This window comes from Apibacter sp. B3546 (assembly GCF_009827885.1).
Taxonomy (GTDB): Bacteria; Bacteroidota; Bacteroidia; order Flavobacteriales; family Weeksellaceae; genus Apibacter.
In genome coordinates, this window is the sequence record NZ_WINW01000036.1 from 52833 (window position 1) to 67672 (window position 14840).

Annotated in this window: 16 protein-coding genes; 3 read left to right on the plus strand and 13 right to left on the minus strand. The window is 30.1% G+C overall.

The window, feature by feature from the left end; translation table 11 throughout:
- Window positions 1-155: 155 nt before the first annotated feature.
- Window positions 156-791, plus strand: coding sequence for a Pr6Pr family membrane protein (locus GFU93_RS08050; RefSeq protein ID WP_160568601.1), 636 nt, complete (start codon window positions 156-158; stop codon window positions 789-791).
- A gap of 92 nt (window positions 792-883) precedes the next feature.
- On the opposite strand, the gene tsf is transcribed toward GFU93_RS08050, so the two are convergent.
- The 4 genes from tsf to rplM all read right to left on the minus strand — a co-directional run bounded on the left by tsf (window position 884) and on the right by rplM (window position 3542).
- Window positions 884-1702 carry a translation elongation factor Ts gene (gene tsf / locus GFU93_RS08055; protein WP_105296358.1) on the minus strand — a complete coding sequence of 273 codons (819 nt, stop codon included), beginning with the start codon at window positions 1700-1702 and terminating at the stop codon, window positions 884-886.
- A 24-nt stretch (window positions 1703-1726) separates the two neighbouring features.
- A complete protein-coding gene (gene rpsB / locus GFU93_RS08060; protein ID WP_160542526.1) occupies window positions 1727-2527 on the minus strand; it encodes a 30S ribosomal protein S2 in 801 nt (266 codons plus the stop codon).
- Between the two features lie 166 nt (window positions 2528-2693).
- Window positions 2694-3080, minus strand: a complete 387-nt coding sequence (gene rpsI / locus GFU93_RS08065) for a 30S ribosomal protein S9 (protein ID WP_105296360.1) — start codon at window positions 3078-3080, stop codon at window positions 2694-2696.
- Between the two features lie 6 nt (window positions 3081-3086).
- Window positions 3087-3542, minus strand: coding sequence for a 50S ribosomal protein L13 (gene rplM / locus GFU93_RS08070; RefSeq protein ID WP_160542527.1), 456 nt, complete (start codon window positions 3540-3542; stop codon window positions 3087-3089).
- A gap of 458 nt (window positions 3543-4000) precedes the next feature.
- On the opposite strand from rplM, the gene GFU93_RS08075 reads away from it, so the two are divergent.
- Window positions 4001-6247 carry a two-component regulator propeller domain-containing protein gene (locus GFU93_RS08075; RefSeq protein ID WP_160568603.1) on the plus strand — a complete coding sequence of 749 codons (2247 nt, stop codon included), beginning with the start codon at window positions 4001-4003 and terminating at the stop codon, window positions 6245-6247.
- An 11-nt stretch (window positions 6248-6258) separates the two neighbouring features.
- Entirely contained in the window at window positions 6259-6969 is a 711-nt protein-coding gene (locus GFU93_RS08080; protein WP_160568605.1) for a DNA repair protein RecO, read from the plus strand.
- A gap of 16 nt (window positions 6970-6985) precedes the next feature.
- Here the strand turns inward: GFU93_RS08080 and mnmA are convergent, their stop codons facing one another.
- From mnmA to miaB, 9 genes are all read right to left on the minus strand, one after another.
- The gene (mnmA, locus tag GFU93_RS08085; RefSeq protein WP_160568607.1) at window positions 6986-8170 is read right to left on the minus strand and encodes a tRNA 2-thiouridine(34) synthase MnmA; all 1185 of its coding nucleotides are present in this window, start codon (window positions 8168-8170) and stop codon (window positions 6986-6988) included.
- 65 nt (window positions 8171-8235) lie between these two features.
- Window positions 8236-8562: a preprotein translocase subunit YajC gene (gene yajC, locus GFU93_RS08090; RefSeq protein WP_105296364.1), complete on the minus strand. Its 327-nt coding sequence runs from the start codon at window positions 8560-8562 to the stop codon at window positions 8236-8238.
- Window positions 8563-8580: 18 nt separating this feature from the next.
- Complete coding sequence (locus GFU93_RS08095) at window positions 8581-9033, minus strand: DUF1573 domain-containing protein (protein WP_105296365.1); 453 nt, start codon at window positions 9031-9033, stop codon at window positions 8581-8583.
- Between the two features lie 12 nt (window positions 9034-9045).
- Window positions 9046-9951, minus strand: coding sequence for a transcription antitermination factor NusB (nusB, locus tag GFU93_RS10220; RefSeq protein ID WP_105296366.1), 906 nt, complete (start codon window positions 9949-9951; stop codon window positions 9046-9048).
- Between the two features lie 64 nt (window positions 9952-10015).
- Entirely contained in the window at window positions 10016-10342 is a 327-nt protein-coding gene (secG, locus tag GFU93_RS08105; RefSeq protein WP_105296367.1) for a preprotein translocase subunit SecG, read from the minus strand.
- Window position 10343: 1 nt separating this feature from the next.
- Window positions 10344-11489 (minus strand): hypothetical protein, encoded by a 1146-nt coding sequence (locus tag GFU93_RS08110; protein WP_160568608.1) that lies wholly within the window; start codon window positions 11487-11489, stop codon window positions 10344-10346.
- 3 nt (window positions 11490-11492) lie between these two features.
- A complete protein-coding gene (locus GFU93_RS08115) occupies window positions 11493-12002 on the minus strand; it encodes an LptE family protein (RefSeq protein ID WP_160557612.1) in 510 nt (169 codons plus the stop codon).
- Entirely contained in the window at window positions 11986-13263 is a 1278-nt protein-coding gene (locus tag GFU93_RS08120; RefSeq protein WP_160568610.1) for a sigma-54-dependent Fis family transcriptional regulator, read from the minus strand. Before GFU93_RS08120 ends, GFU93_RS08115 begins: the two co-directional genes overlap by 17 nt.
- A gap of 10 nt (window positions 13264-13273) precedes the next feature.
- Window positions 13274-14704 (minus strand): tRNA (N6-isopentenyl adenosine(37)-C2)-methylthiotransferase MiaB, encoded by a 1431-nt coding sequence (gene miaB / locus GFU93_RS08125; RefSeq protein WP_160568612.1) that lies wholly within the window; start codon window positions 14702-14704, stop codon window positions 13274-13276.
- Window positions 14705-14840: the final 136 nt, after the last annotated feature.

Here is a 14840-nt window from a genome sequence, read left to right on the forward strand (position 1 = left end):
TATTTTTACTTCTATATTTAGCTTTATAATGATCATTTCAAACATCAAAATACATGGTTTTACAATTATTTAAATCAATTGTAAAATGAACTCTAACTTTTCATCCTACCTTATAAAATTTATACACGAGTTAATCTTTAGTAAATTTACTATTCATGAGAATATTTTTTAATTTAATACTTATTTTTTTGGTGTTTTTCAGTATTGGTACAGAAACCTATAATTACGTCTACGGTGACATACATCCATCGATCTTAAATGAAAAATCCAAATTCAATCGATTGATTTATTATTACAGCTATTTTACTGTTCAATCTAATATTGCGGTTGGTATTAGCTCTTTATTCTTGCTTTTCAAACCTGATTATTCTAAAAAATGGTTTCGCATTTTAAGAATAGACGGTATTATTTGTATAGTTATTACATGCATCGTTTATAATTTAATGCTCAGGCATGATCATAATGTAAAAGGTATTATGCGATTTACCAATGAAGCTTTGCATGTATTCATACCTTTTTTGGCTGTATTGTATTGGTTATTATACGGTCCTAGAAAATTATTAGATAAAAAAACTACTTTTTTTGCAATTATTCCTCCTTTAATTTATGTTATATATATTTTTATAAGAGGTCATTTCACCAATATGTATCCTTATCCATTTTTGGACGCCGATGAAATAGGCTTACTACAAGCTTTATTGAATACAGGGACTATTGTGTTGTTATTTTTATTTCTAGAATTTATCCTTATTTATATAGATAATTTATTGATAAAAAAGGATCAATCTTAAATTAAAGTTTTACATTTTAGAATTATGGAAAATACCTATTTAAAATAAAAAAGACTGCATATTGCAGTCTTTTTATATATCCTATTTTGAAATTATAATCGTATAAATCCGGTTATTTTAACTTCAGGATCAATTGATTTTACATAATCTTCAACTGAAGTTTTTTCACCCATAATATAATCTTGTTTTAACAAAGTGTTATCTTTAAAGAACTTGTTAAGTTTTCCTTTGGCTATATTTTCAAGCATAGCTTCCGGTTTTCCTTCTTGACGTAATTGATCTTTAGCAATTTCAAGTTCTTTTTCAATTACACTTGAATCCACCTGAGTTTCATCTAATGCAATAGGATTCATAGCTGCAACTTGCATAGAAATATTTTTAGCTACTTCTGCTGCCTGATCAAAAGACTTTGATAAACCAACTGCTGAAGCTATTTTATTTCCCGCATGTATATAGGAACCTACAAATGGAGCTTCCAAAGTTTTAAATCCGGATATTTCAATTTTTTCACCGATTACACCTGTTTGTTCTATAAGCTTTTCACTTACAGGAATACCATTGAAATCGGCAGCTAATAATTCTTCTTTTGTATTGAAATTTAAAGCAAGATTTGCAAAATCCTTAGCTAATTTAACAAAATCTTCGTTTTTTGCAACAAAGTCAGTTTCACAACTTAATTTTATTACAACAGCTTTTGTATTGGATTCGTTAACTGCAGCTATTACAGCTCCTTCAAGATTTTCTCTATCTGCTCTGTTTGCAGCAACTTTTTGTCCTTTTTTTCTTAATAAGTCAACCGCTTTGTCGAAATCTCCTTCAGCTTCAACTAAAGCTTTTTTTGAGTCCATCATTCCTGCTCCTGTAGCATTTCTTAGTTTTGCTACATCAGCTGCTTTTGGTGAATATGACATCTTTATTTTTATTTAAATTTAACTTTATTCTGCGTTATTTTCTTCTTGATTTTCAGAAACTTCAGAGTCATTAGTGTCTTGTACTAAAACATCTTCTTCTTCTGCAGCACCTTCTTCTTTAGCTTTCGCTTTTTCTGCTTTTCTTACACTTAACCCTTCTTTAATAGAGTTGGTAACAGTTTCTAAAATCAAATCAATTGATTTGGATGCATCATCATTTCCGGGAATTGGGAAATCAACCAATTGAGGATCTGAATTTGTATCAACGATTGCAAAAACAGGAATACCTAATTTTTTTGCTTCCGTTACAGCGATATGTTCTCTTAGTATATCTACTACGAAAAGAGCAGATGGTAAACGAGTCATATCAGCAATAGATCCTAAGTTTTTTTCAAGTTTAGCTCTTTGACGATCTACTTGTAATTTTTCTTTTTTAGATAGAGTTTCAAAAGTACCGTCTTTTTTCATTCTATCGATAGAATTCATTTTTTTAACAGCTTTTCGGATGGTAACAAAGTTTGTTAACATTCCTCCCGGCCATCTTTCTGTAATATAAGGCATATTTACAGATTCTGCATGTTTTGCAACAATGTCTTTTGCTTGTTTTTTGGTTGCAACAAACAAGATTTTTCTTCCTGATGTAGCAATTTTTCCTAAAGCGTTTGATGCCTCATCTAATTTTACAGAGGTTTTGTGCAAATCAATAATGTGGATTCCATTTTTCTCCATAAAAATGTAAGGAGCCATATGTGGATTCCATTTTCTGGTAAGGTGACCAAAATGCACCCCGGCATTTAAAAGGTCTTTTACATCTACTTTTGCCATACTTTTTTTAGTTTACGTTCCGCAGTTTTTGCAATCAACTTAAAGTTTAACTTTAAAGTTTGGATGCTAAACTAAACGGCAAGTTTAAATTATTTATAAAATTGTTATTTTTTAATATAAAATAACCACTACAAAATAGTGGTTATAAGTATCGTTATTAGTCAGATTAACGTTTAGAGAATTGGAATCTTTTACGTGCTTTTTTCTGACCGAATTTCTTTCTTTCAACCATTCTAGGATCTCTAGTTAGAAGACCTTCTGGTTTTAAAACTGTTCTGTTTTCTTCATTTAAAGAAACTAAAGCTCTAGATATTGCTAATCTGATAGCTTCAGCTTGTCCTGTTACTCCTCCTCCATATACATTTACTTTAATATCATACTGACCTAAAGTTTCAGTTAATTGGAAAGGTTGTGCAATTTTGTATTGTAATACTTCTGTAGGAAAGTAAACTTTATAGTCTTTTCCGTTTATGGTAAACTCTCCTTTTCCTTCAGAAAGATATACTCTTGCAACAGATGTTTTTCTTCTTCCTATTTTATGTGTAACTGCCATTATTTTTTAGATGAAAGCGTTAATATCAAATGTTTTAGGTTGTTGAGCTGCTTGTTCATGCTCTACTCCTTCATATAAGTATAAATTTTTAAGTACTTTTCTTCCTAATTTATTTTTAGGAAGCATACCTTTCACTGCATACTCCAACAATCTTCTAGAATCCTTTACCTTAACTTCGGCAACACTTGAAAATTTTTGTCCACCGGGATATCCTGTATGTCTTACATATTCTTTTTGATCTGTTTTATCTCCGGATAAAACAACTTTTCCTGCATTGATAACAACAATATTATCACCACAATCTGCATGTGGAGTAAAATTTGTTTTGTGTTTCCCTCGCAAAATTTTAGCTATTTTAGAAGCTAAACGACCTAATTTTTGTCCTTCTGCATCAATAAGTAACCACTCTTTATTTGCAGTCTCTTTATTTGCCGATATGGTTTTGTAACTTAGTGTATTCACTTTTCTTATTTTTCCTTTATTAAAAAATCGCCCTAAATAGGGTTGCAAATTTAAAAAATATTTTTAATTTAACAAATATCTCCTGAACATTTTATCGTTTTATTTAAGTTATTGTATATACCTCTAGATCAATGAGTCTTCAACTCCTCTAATTTTCCCGCTTTATAAAGTAAATATCTTAAAATTTTAATTATGTAAAATTCTGTTTTAATTTAAAATAATCTTAATTTTATTTTCTAACTTATTATAATGCACAAAAATAATTGTTATTTTTCAAGGTTGATTCTTTTCAATTTAAATTATTATTTATTACTCTTATTGCTTCATGAAATTTTACTGATTTGAAATTTCTAAAATTCAAAGATTATAATTCAATTTTATTTTTAAATAAAATAAATCTGTTATGAGATATTTTTCCCATAAATCTATTAATTTTACAAGCATTACATATAATTTCTATGAAAAAGCTTAGTTTTTTAATTTTATTAATTTTTACCGGTCTTTGCAATAGTCAAAATACCAGATGGAAAGATTATTTTTCTTATTTTAATATTAAAGCTATTCAAAAAGTTGACAATCTTATTTTCAGTGCAACTCAAAACGGTTTGTACTCTTATAATGAATCAACCGGGGAAATTAAGAAATTTTCAAAAGCTAATGGTCTTCACGAAGTTAATATTACTGCTTTCGCTTATAATTCCGATAATAAAGCTTTACTCGTTGGTTATAAATCCGGTAAATTGGACATAGTAAAGCAAGACATGATCCATTTAATTGTGGATATTCCTTTTGATCGAAATTATCAAGGAAATAAAAGAATTAATCATATATATACTGAAGGTGACTATGCGGTACTTTCCATGGACTTTGGAATTACTTTATTCGATTTAAAGAAGCTTGAATTTAAAGAAACTTGTTATTTTAAACAAGGTCTTAACTATTATAAAGTACAGGAAAGCGTAATTTTAAATAATAAAATATTTGCCGCTTCAACTAATGGGGTTTATTCTCATCCCATCGATCATTTAATTCCAAATTTTACTGCTTGGAATCTTACCAATTCCGGAAATAATTTTAATCAAATAATTAAAAATAATACAACTTTACTTATAAGCTCTAACCAAACCATTTATAAAAGTGATGATGAAGGGATTAGTTGGCAAAATAAAGGCAATTACATTGATTTAAAAGATATTATTTCTATTGATGAGGGCTTTTTATTGATTCAAAAAAATAAATTGGTTGTATTAAATGAATCTTTTCAAGTTTTAAAATCTATGAAATTTTCAGATGACCTTACTACCGGTTTTTACTCTAATGGAATTTTTTATGCAGGAACTCAATTAAAAGGCCTTATTAGAAATAACGCATACCTGGTTCCGGACGGCCCGTTTAATAACCGTTCTTATTCATTAACTATCTATGATAATCAATTATGGGTAGCACCAGGAGGAAGAAATATTGATAATTATTTCGAATTGAATCCCAACTCTTATGGTTTTTATCATTTTAACGGTCAAAAATGGAATCATATAGATTCTAAGAGTATTAACGATGAAAGTTATATTATGAAAGTTATACCTAATATTAACAATATTCATGAAGTTTTCATTATTTCCTATAGTAATGGGTTGATAAAAATGGTAAATGATCAGATGAAAATTATTTATAATCGGACCAATTCACCTATAATTGAATACGAGCGATTAGTTGGCGGTGACTTTGATTCCAATGGTAACTTAATTATGGTTCAATCATTTGCTGCGGAATCTAACAACGGTTTTAATAATGCCATTATCATAAAAACGCCTAATGATCAATTTAAATTTTTAAGTCTTTTACCTAAAAGATTTAACTTGGCCGGAGGAGCTATGAATCCTTATATAGATTCCCAAGGATATATATGGGTTCCTTCTCCAAGAAATAATGGATTGGTTGTATATAAATATAACCGAACTCCGCTTACTACGTCTGATGATAAAATTTATTTATTAGATTCCAATAAAAATAGCGGGAACTTACCTTCTAATAATATATTATGCGTAGAATTAGATAAATTCGGAACTGCTTGGATAGGAACCGACAGCGGTCTTCGTATTTTTAGAAATCCTTATCAATCATTAGAATCAGGAAACTATAATACCGAAAGAATTATTATTACTCAAAACGGTTTAGGTGAAGAAGTTTTACGAGAAACTAAGATTACGGCAATAAAAACCGACGGTGCTAACAGAAAATGGATTGGTACACATAGTTCAGGAGTTTTTTACTTATCGGAAGACGGAACAACTCTTTTAAATAGGTTTACGGAAGAAAATTCTCCTTTACCTTCAAATCTTATTACGGATATACAAATCGATAAGACCGGTGAAGTTTATTTTGTTACTCCTTCAGGTATTGTTTCTTATAGAGGAGACATTATTGATTCAGGAGATGATTTTGGAGAAATTGTAGCCTATCCTAATCCGGTTAGACCCGGTTATACAGGAAATATAACGATACGCGGATTAGCCCATGATGCTTTTGTTAAAATTACTGATGTAGCGGGTAACCTGGTGTATGAAACTAAAGCACCCGGAGGCGTTGCAATTTGGAATGGAACTAATTTTAATGGAAAACCTGTTGCTTCAGGGATTTATTTAGTTTTAATGAGCAATTCTGAAGGAAAAAAACATGCTACAACCAAAATTGCAATTATTCGTTAAGCTTAAAAGAAATGATTGAAACTACTAAAGCTATCGTATTGTCTTTTTTAAAGTATGGAGATTCTTCTCTTATTGTAAAATGCTATACCGAAAATTTTGGATATAAAAGTTTTATTTTAAAAAATTCTTTTTCTAAAAAAAATAGAAAAAGCCATTTTATCTTTTTATTTAATGAAATTGAAGTTACTTTTTATTCTAAAAAAAACCATTCTTTAGAATTGATTAAAGAAATTCATCAAGCTCATATTTTCAATACCATTCATACAAATATTATCAAGTCTTCGATAATAACATTTATTGGAGAAATGGTGAACCAAACGCTAAAAAACGAGGAAGCACAGGACACATCTTTATATAATTTTATTAAAAGCAGTTTAATTAATTTAGATACAAAAGACAGTTACTTTTCTGATTTCCATCTTTATTTTTTACTGCATTTTTCGAAATATATTGGGTTTTATCCCTTAGAAAATGATTCAGAATTTCCTTATTTTAATATTAAAGAGGGTATTTTTTCTTTAAAAGCTGATACTGTTTCAAGGGAAGAAAATGCTCATTTATGGAAGCAATTACTTTCTTATGATTTTAACTCTTTAAAAAATTGCTTTACTAATTCAGAGCGTAAACAGATGCTTTCAGAAATAATAACTTATTTTGAAATGCATTTGTCTAATTTTAAAAAACCTATTTCTTTAGATATTTTAAAATTAATTTTTGATTAAATATTACTAATTAAAATCAAGAGATTACTCCGCTTCCGATTAATTCATCTTCAACATACCAAGCCGCAAATTGCCCTCTAGTAATTGCTGATTGCAAATTTTCAAATTCAATGAAAATTCCTTCTTCAAATTGATACAAAACTGCCTCTTGCAAAGATTGTCTATACCTTATCCTGACTCGAACTCTCATCGTTTCTCCTATCTTCATTTGTAGGTCATCTCTAACCCAATGCACTTCTTTTTGATCTATAAATAGAGCTTTTCTAAATAATCCGGGATGATTTTTACCTTCACCTACATAGATTGTATTGTTTTGTACATCGGTATCTAATACAAAGCATGGCTCGATATGCCCACCTATTCCTAAACCTTTTCTTTGACCGATGGTATAATAATGCGCTCCTGAATGTTCACCGATCACTTTGCCATCCTCTATAGTATATTGAAAAGGAGTTGACAAATAAATCAATTCTTCTTTTTTAGTTGAAAATGATTGTTCTTCTTTTTTATATATAGGATTATCTGAAAAAATTTCAACCAGATTTCCTTTTTTAGGTTTTAATTTTTGTTGTAAAAAGTCAGGTAATCTTATTTTCCCAATAAAGCATAATCCTTGAGAATCCTTTTTATTTGCAGTAACTAAACCAATTTCACTTGCAATTTTCCTTACTTCCGGCTTGGTTAAATTTCCTATAGGAAATAAGGTTTTGGAAAGTTGGTATTGATTAAGTTGACATAAAAAATAGGATTGGTCTTTGTTGGAATCTATACCTGCTAAAAGCTGATAAATTGTTTGGCCTTCGTTATTCAATGATTGAACACGGGCATAATGACCGGTTGCTACTTTATCTGCGCCTAAAGATAAAGCCGTTTTAAGAAATATATCAAACTTGATTTCTCTGTTGCATAATACATCCGGATTAGGGGTACGTCCTGATTCGTATTCATGAAACATGTAATCAACAATTCTTTCTTTATATATTTCAGAAAGGTCTATGACTTGATAGGGAATATTAAGTTTTTGAGCTATTAGCAATGCATCATTGCTATCTTCTACCCATGGACATTCATCTTCCAGTGTAAATTCAGAATCGTTCCAATTCTTCATGAATAGACCTATAACATCATGACCTTGTTGTTGCAATAAATATGCTGCAACACTTGAATCTACTCCTCCCGATAAACCTACTACTACTTTCATTTTATATAATTAAAAAGCATATTCTATATACCATAGAATATGCCTTATGATTTATTTATAATCGTTTACTTCTTTGCAGGTGCATTTTCCGGATATCTCGCTATAGACAATTCTCTGGAAATTGCTGATTTTTCGATTTTTATTTTTCCCGCCATAGTTTCAATAATAAGTCCATCATCCATTATTTCCGCAACTTTTCCATGAATACCGGAAGTGGTAACTATTCTTGTTCCTTTAGCTATATTATCTTGAAAATTCTTTTCTTGTTTTTGTCTTTTTGTTTGCGGCCTAATAAAAAAGAAGTAAAACACCACAAATAGAAGGACTAGGGGAAGGAATGCTCCTGCTTGTTCCATAAAACCTCCTTTTGCTTGTAAAATTATTGTTAACATTTTTATTTAAATTTATTTTTAATTAACTTTTGCTTGAAATTTAATTACTTTAGTTTCAAAATTTCCTGAAACAGCTATTGTTTTAAGTACTTCTCCTTCAAAATTTGAAGAATCAAAAGTAACTGTAATTTCACCTTTCTTGCCCGGATATACGGGTTCTTTAGTATATTTTGGAGTGGTACACCCACAGGAAGGACGTACTTCTGAAATTAATAAAGGACGTTTTCCAACATTGGTAAATTTAAAAACATGGGAAACTTCTTGCCCTCTTTTTATATCCTTAAAATCATACGTATCTTCATTAAATTTTATAATAGATTCTTCGGTTATTTTGGGTACACCATGAGTATTTTTAGTATTCGTATTATCCTGTACGGTACTTTTGATTTGCTTTTGAGAAGAATTTTCTTTTTTGCAACCGATGGTGAATAACATACCTATTAATAAAAATATTACTGCTGACTTTTTCATTTTTCAGGATGTTTAAACTTTATTCATATCTCTAGCATATCTGTCTAAAATACCATTAATAAATACATTACTTTTAGCGCTAGAATAAACTTTTGCTAATTCAATACATTCATTAATAACAACTTTAGCCGGAACTTGAGGGAAATAATTGAGTTCTGTAAATCCCATTGCCAATATGATTTTATCTATTTCCGCAATTCTATCCAACTCCCAGTTATTTGATCTTTTTTCAATTAATTTTAAACTTTCCGGATAGTGTTTAACCGTGGTCCTGAATAAATTTTTTGCAAATAAAATACCCTCATCCGATTTTAAAACTTGAATTAATGTATCAAAGGGTGCCCCTTCCTCAATAGACTTGATAGTCTTCAGGGTCATATTATTGGCAATATGAACATCATCTGCCCAAGAAAGTTTTAATTCCTCAAACCATTCATACATGATGTCATTATCTGCTATATGCTTTAAAAACAGTTTAAGCAATACCTTTTTTTCCGACTCAAAATCTGTTTCTTTACTTTGCATATACTCTAAATAACTTCGCGATGTTTGAAATTTTTTAAAGATAATTGCCGGATAATTATTATTTAAATGCCACGATAATTCTAAATGTTTGTCCGAATACTCTTTTCTAGCTTTGTTTTTTTCTAACAGCTCAAATATCTTATTATTAACAAACTTAAGATTAGGATTTTTTTCCTCATCTGTGGCAAAACGTTTTTGCTTTTTCCTTTCTATTACTTCAAGAGCATAATCTCTCACAGCCAATAGAAGATTTAGTTGATATATATATAAATCATATATCTCATCTATAGACTGGAACATTCTATTTTCAACATATTCTAACTCATTCCCACTTATATTATACGCATACAGAACCTGTAGAATTTTTTCTCTAATTTGCCTTCTTCCTAACACAACAATAAATTTTTAAGAACTTTGTTAATACTATATTTTTAGTGTTAATTATTACAAGTATATTTTACTTAACGTTAGTTTTAGGCAAAGCCTGTTCTTGTTGAGGGGTTGAAGACTGTTTTGAGTTTTGGGTTGGAGTTGATGTATATATAGTTGGCTTTGCAATCAATACCGATGCAAAAATTGACAATACTACTATTACTCCTCCTAAGGTCCAAGTTGCCTTCTCCATAAAATCATTTGTTTTCTGAACACCGAACATTTGTGTTCCACTACCTCCGAAAGTTGAACTTAAACCTCCTCCTTTTGGATTTTGCGACAAAACAACTAATATTAGCAAAACGCATGCGATAATGATAAATATCATTAGTATTCCATATACTGCTGTCATATTATTTTGAATTTTTTATCTTTTTTATTCTTCTTATTTCCGAGGCAAAATAACTACTTTTTTCTGGATATTTCAAACTTAATATCTTAAAAGCTGTTAATGCTGTATCATATTTACCTTGCTCTACATATAATTGAGCTAAGGTAATAGTCATTAAATTTGCAATGTCCTGAATTTCTTCTTTTTTAAATTCTACTTCTTTACTATATTTCGTATCTTTTGCAACCGGTTTTATCTTGGGATTATTTTCAATAAAATTTGAAATAATGCTATTTTGTTTTTCTTGTTGTGGTATTACTTTTTCAGATTTTAAAGCTTTTTTTTGCTTGGAAAGTGAGATCCATTGATTAAAAGTTAATTTGTCCGATTCCAAAGTAATTTCCTCTTGTTTGTTTTCAATACTTGGTTCGCTTAACTGAATTTCATTGATTTCATTACCAACCAAATCTTCCTTTACTTCTTCTTCAATTTCCGAATGTTCAATTTCAGTACTTTCTTCCTTATTCTCGAAATTTTCTTCATTTTCTTTTTCTAAGCTTGAAGTAAATAAATGTGATATTCCTAACTTTTCTATATTGGTATAGGTGACACCACTGTTTAAAAAGATTTTCTTATTATCCTTAGCATCTTCATTAGTTAAAAGTAATTGAATTTTAGAATGATCTTCTATAGGTTCAATTTCTATATTGTTGTTATTTACTAATTCTTCGGATATTTTTTGTTCATTTATAATTTCAGAATTTGAATCTATTGCTTTCAATTGGGTTAAACTGATATCCTCTTCCATAAATTCATTACTAACAATATTTTCAAGAACTATAGTTTCTTCAAATTTATTATCATCTGCTTGTAAAATTTCATCTTCTTTTTTATCGATCAATTCCTCTGCTGTAATTGGTTCTACTAACTTCTTGTTAGTATCAATGGATTTTTTTATTAATTCTCGATAGTTCGTATAAATTGAAACCTTTTTAATATCTTCATTAGTTAACGGTTCTGATACATATCTATTTTTCCAATTTAAATAAATTAAATGAAACGATTGAGAAAATGGATAGTGAGTTATTAAATCTTCCACATAATTCTTATCGGAAAATTTAAGTTTTTCAGGGTTTTCTATTAACTGTATAATTCTACTATTATCCATAATTTACCAATCGGCTACTATCGCTAAAAATATTTGATCAATAATTCTTTGATTGATTTTCTGGGCAAGATCATCTTGAACGTTAATCAATAATTCTTTGCTAGAATAATCTTCATAATCGGAAAAAGTTTTTTCGAAACTCTTTTCAGGCTGCTTTTTATTTTCGTATCTAACAGAAACGCTTATCGTCAATCTGTTTTGCGTTGCTTCGTCGGAATTACTTTGTATATTTACCGGACTGGTTGAAAAATTTGTTATTTCACCTTCTAAAATGATATCCGGATCTATATTAGTCTCTACAAGCTTCGTTCTTTGATTAAATCTACTTTGTAAGGCGGTAGTAAAATCTACACTTAAATTCGGGCTTTGATAAGCTGAATAATTAGGAAATGATTTTATTTCTATAGTTTTTATATCGGGATCCAAAGAAGCCCCTGTGAATGAATAACATCCGGACAAAGATATAAAAAAAATTCCTATTAAGAGTAATATGATTTTATTCTTCAATATCATATTGTTTTATTTTTCTATATAATGTTCTTTCCGAAATCCCCAACTCTTTTGCTGCTAATTTACGTTTTCCATTATACTTTTCTAAAGCTTTTTTAATAAGTTCCTCTTCCTTTCTTTGTAAAGATAAAGATTCTGAATTGTTGGACACATCTTCATATTCATAGTCATCCAAAATTTCGTGATACTCATTAACTGATGAAGGAACTGTCGGTATGACGGGTTTTTCATCATAGTAAACAAGAGAATCTCCCGATTTAGGAATATCATAATCTTTATATACTCGTTGGAAAAGATCCTGATCATTTGAGTTTAGCATCAAATCGCCTTTATTTTTAATGAGCTCTAAAGTCAACGCTTTCAAATCGTTGAGATCTTTTTTCATATCAAATAAAAACTTATATAATATTTCCCTTTCACTGGAAAAATCGGAATGATTTTCATTTTGCTTGGAAAAGTTTACTAAAGACGTGGTTTGTGGAATGTCTTTTAAATATTCTTTTACCTTATCTATAGACAAATTCCTGTTGGTTTCCACCACCGTAATTTGTTCGGTGAAATTTCTTAATTGACGGATATTTCCCGGCCAATAATAATTTTGAATATAGGACATGGCTTCTTCTGATAAACTCACTGAAGGCATTCTATATTTTTCTGAAAAGTCAACTGCAAATTTTCTAAAGAGTAAAGGAATATCATCCTTCCTATCCCTTAAAGCAGGTATATCAATTTGTACTGTATTTAACCTGTAATATAAATCTTCTCTGAATCTGCCTTTTTTAATTGCTTCTAATAAATTAACATTAGTCGCAGCTACAATTCTTATATTTGTTTTTTGAATAGTAGATGATCCGACTTTCATAAATTCACCACTTTCCAACACTCTTAATAAACGAACTTGCGTTTGCAAAGGCAATTCTCCTACTTCATCTAAAAAAATGGTTCCTCCATCTGCTACTTCAAAATATCCTTTACGAACTTTATCTGCTCCCGTAAAAGCTCCTTTTTCGTGACCAAAAAGTTCTGAATCTATGGTCCCTTCAGGAATTGCTCCACAATTAACAGCAATATATTGTTTATGTTTTCTTGGTGAAAGATTATGAATTATTTTAGGAATAAACTCTTTTCCTACCCCACTTTCTCCAATTACCAAAACAGAAATATCTGTAGGTGCTACTTGCATAGCTTTTTCTAAAGCCCTGTTAAGTGCAAGGTTATTTCCAATTATTCCGAATCTTTGTTTTATTGCCTGTAATGAATCCATAATATTTATGTTACGCGATCTCTCCTATCAAGGTAGCTGAAGTGCAATCATTTACCAATACATTAACAAAATCTCCAACTTTTGTTTGATCTGTTTTAGTAAAAACCACCACTGCATTTTGAGAAATCCTTCCGTACCATTGATCTTTACTTTTTTTACTGGTTCCCTCTATCAAAACTTCGTGTACTTTGTTAGTATACGTTTTCATTCTTTCTAATGAAAGTTCTTGTTGAAGATTTATAATTTCTTTAAGTCTTCTTGACTTTATTTCCGCAGGCACATCGTCTTTCATTTTTTTATGAGCTAACGTACCGGGACGTTCTGAATAAGCAAACATGTATCCGAAATCGTATTTTGCATATTTCATTAGAGATAAGGTTTCTAGATGCTCTTCTTCCGTTTCCCCACAAAAACCTGCTATGATATCATGTGAAATCGCGCAGTCAGGTACGATTTCCCTTATTTTATCCACCAAATTAATATATTCTTCACGTGTATGTTGACGATTCATTCGCTGCAAAACTGTAGTGCTCCCACTTTGAACAGGTAAATGGATGTATTTGCAAATGTTATCATGTTTAGCCATTACGTGCAATACTTCTTCATGCATGTCTTGCGGATTAGACGTTGAAAATCGTATTCTAATTTCAGGACAAGCTTCAGCTACCATGTTCAATAATTGTGCAAAATTTATCGCTGTTGCCCTTTGCAATTCACTAGCTTTTAAGAAATCTTTTTTAGGACCTCCTCCATACCATAAGTAACTATCTATATTTTGTCCTAAAAGTGTAATTTCTTTATATCCGTTTTCTCTCAACTCTTTACATTCTTTAAGAATTGAATGTGGATCTCTACTGCGTTCTCTTCCTCTTGTAAAAGGAACCACACAGAATGTACACATATTATCACATCCTCGGGTTATGGACACAAAAGCTGTAACTCCATTTCCGCCTAAGCGTATCGGACTTATATCTGCATAGGTCTCTTCTTTTGATAAAAGTACATTAATGGCATTTCTTCCATCATCCGTATTTTTCAATAAGTTCGGAAGATCTCTGTATGCATCGGGACCTACCACTAGATCAACCAAATGCTCTTCTTCCAAAAACTTTGTTTTTAATCTTTCTGCCATGCAGCCGAGAACGCCTATAACCAGATCCGGCTTTTTTCTTTTTATTGCATTAAATTGAGAAAGTCTTTTTCTAACCGTTTGCTCCGCTTTTTCACGAATAGAGCAAGTGTTGAGAAGAACTAAATCTGCTTCTTCCAGTTGAGAGGTGGTATTATATCCTTCGTTACTAAGTATTGAAGCAACTATTTCACTATCGGAAAAATTCATTTGACAACCATAGCTTTCTAAAAACATTTTTTTGTTGTTTTTAATAGAACTTTCTTGTATTAAGATTTCTCCTTGTCTTCCTTCTATAATTTCTTTTTCCATATTTAAACATTCCCTACGAAAAAAAGTACCGGGATATTACTAAATCAAAATAAAAATAGTCTGCAAAGATAAAACTTTATATGCCAAGTTGACAGATTATTGTTTTAAATATTTCTTAAAATATATGTTAAGTAAA

Bases quoted from the DNA above. Each gene is read 5' to 3' on its own strand.
- GFU93_RS08050 (WP_160568601.1), top strand. From the start codon at position 156: ATGAGAATATTTTTTAATTTAATACTTATTTTTTTGGTGTTTTTCAGT.
- tsf (WP_105296358.1), bottom strand. From the start codon at position 1,702: ATGTCATATTCACCAAAAGCAGCTGATGTAGCAAAACTAAGAAATGCT.
- rpsB (WP_160542526.1), bottom strand. From the start codon at position 2,527: ATGGCAAAAGTAGATGTAAAAGACCTTTTAAATGCCGGGGTGCATTTT.
- rpsI (WP_105296360.1), bottom strand. From the start codon at position 3,080: ATGGCAGTTACACATAAAATAGGAAGAAGAAAAACATCTGTTGCAAGA.
- GFU93_RS08075 (WP_160568603.1), top strand. From the start codon at position 4,001: ATGAAAAAGCTTAGTTTTTTAATTTTATTAATTTTTACCGGTCTTTGC.
- GFU93_RS08080 (WP_160568605.1), top strand. From the start codon at position 6,259: ATGATTGAAACTACTAAAGCTATCGTATTGTCTTTTTTAAAGTATGGA.
- mnmA (WP_160568607.1), bottom strand. From the start codon at position 8,170: ATGAAAGTAGTAGTAGGTTTATCGGGAGGAGTAGATTCAAGTGTTGCA.
- yajC (WP_105296364.1), bottom strand. From the start codon at position 8,562: ATGTTAACAATAATTTTACAAGCAAAAGGAGGTTTTATGGAACAAGCA.
- GFU93_RS08095 (WP_105296365.1), bottom strand. From the start codon at position 9,033: ATGAAAAAGTCAGCAGTAATATTTTTATTAATAGGTATGTTATTCACC.
- secG (WP_105296367.1), bottom strand. From the start codon at position 10,342: ATGACAGCAGTATATGGAATACTAATGATATTTATCATTATCGCATGC.
- GFU93_RS08110 (WP_160568608.1), bottom strand. From the start codon at position 11,489: ATGGATAATAGTAGAATTATACAGTTAATAGAAAACCCTGAAAAACTT.
- GFU93_RS08115 (WP_160557612.1), bottom strand. From the start codon at position 12,002: ATGATATTGAAGAATAAAATCATATTACTCTTAATAGGAATTTTTTTT.
- GFU93_RS08120 (WP_160568610.1), bottom strand. From the start codon at position 13,263: ATGGATTCATTACAGGCAATAAAACAAAGATTCGGAATAATTGGAAAT.
- miaB (WP_160568612.1), bottom strand. From the start codon at position 14,704: ATGGAAAAAGAAATTATAGAAGGAAGACAAGGAGAAATCTTAATACAA.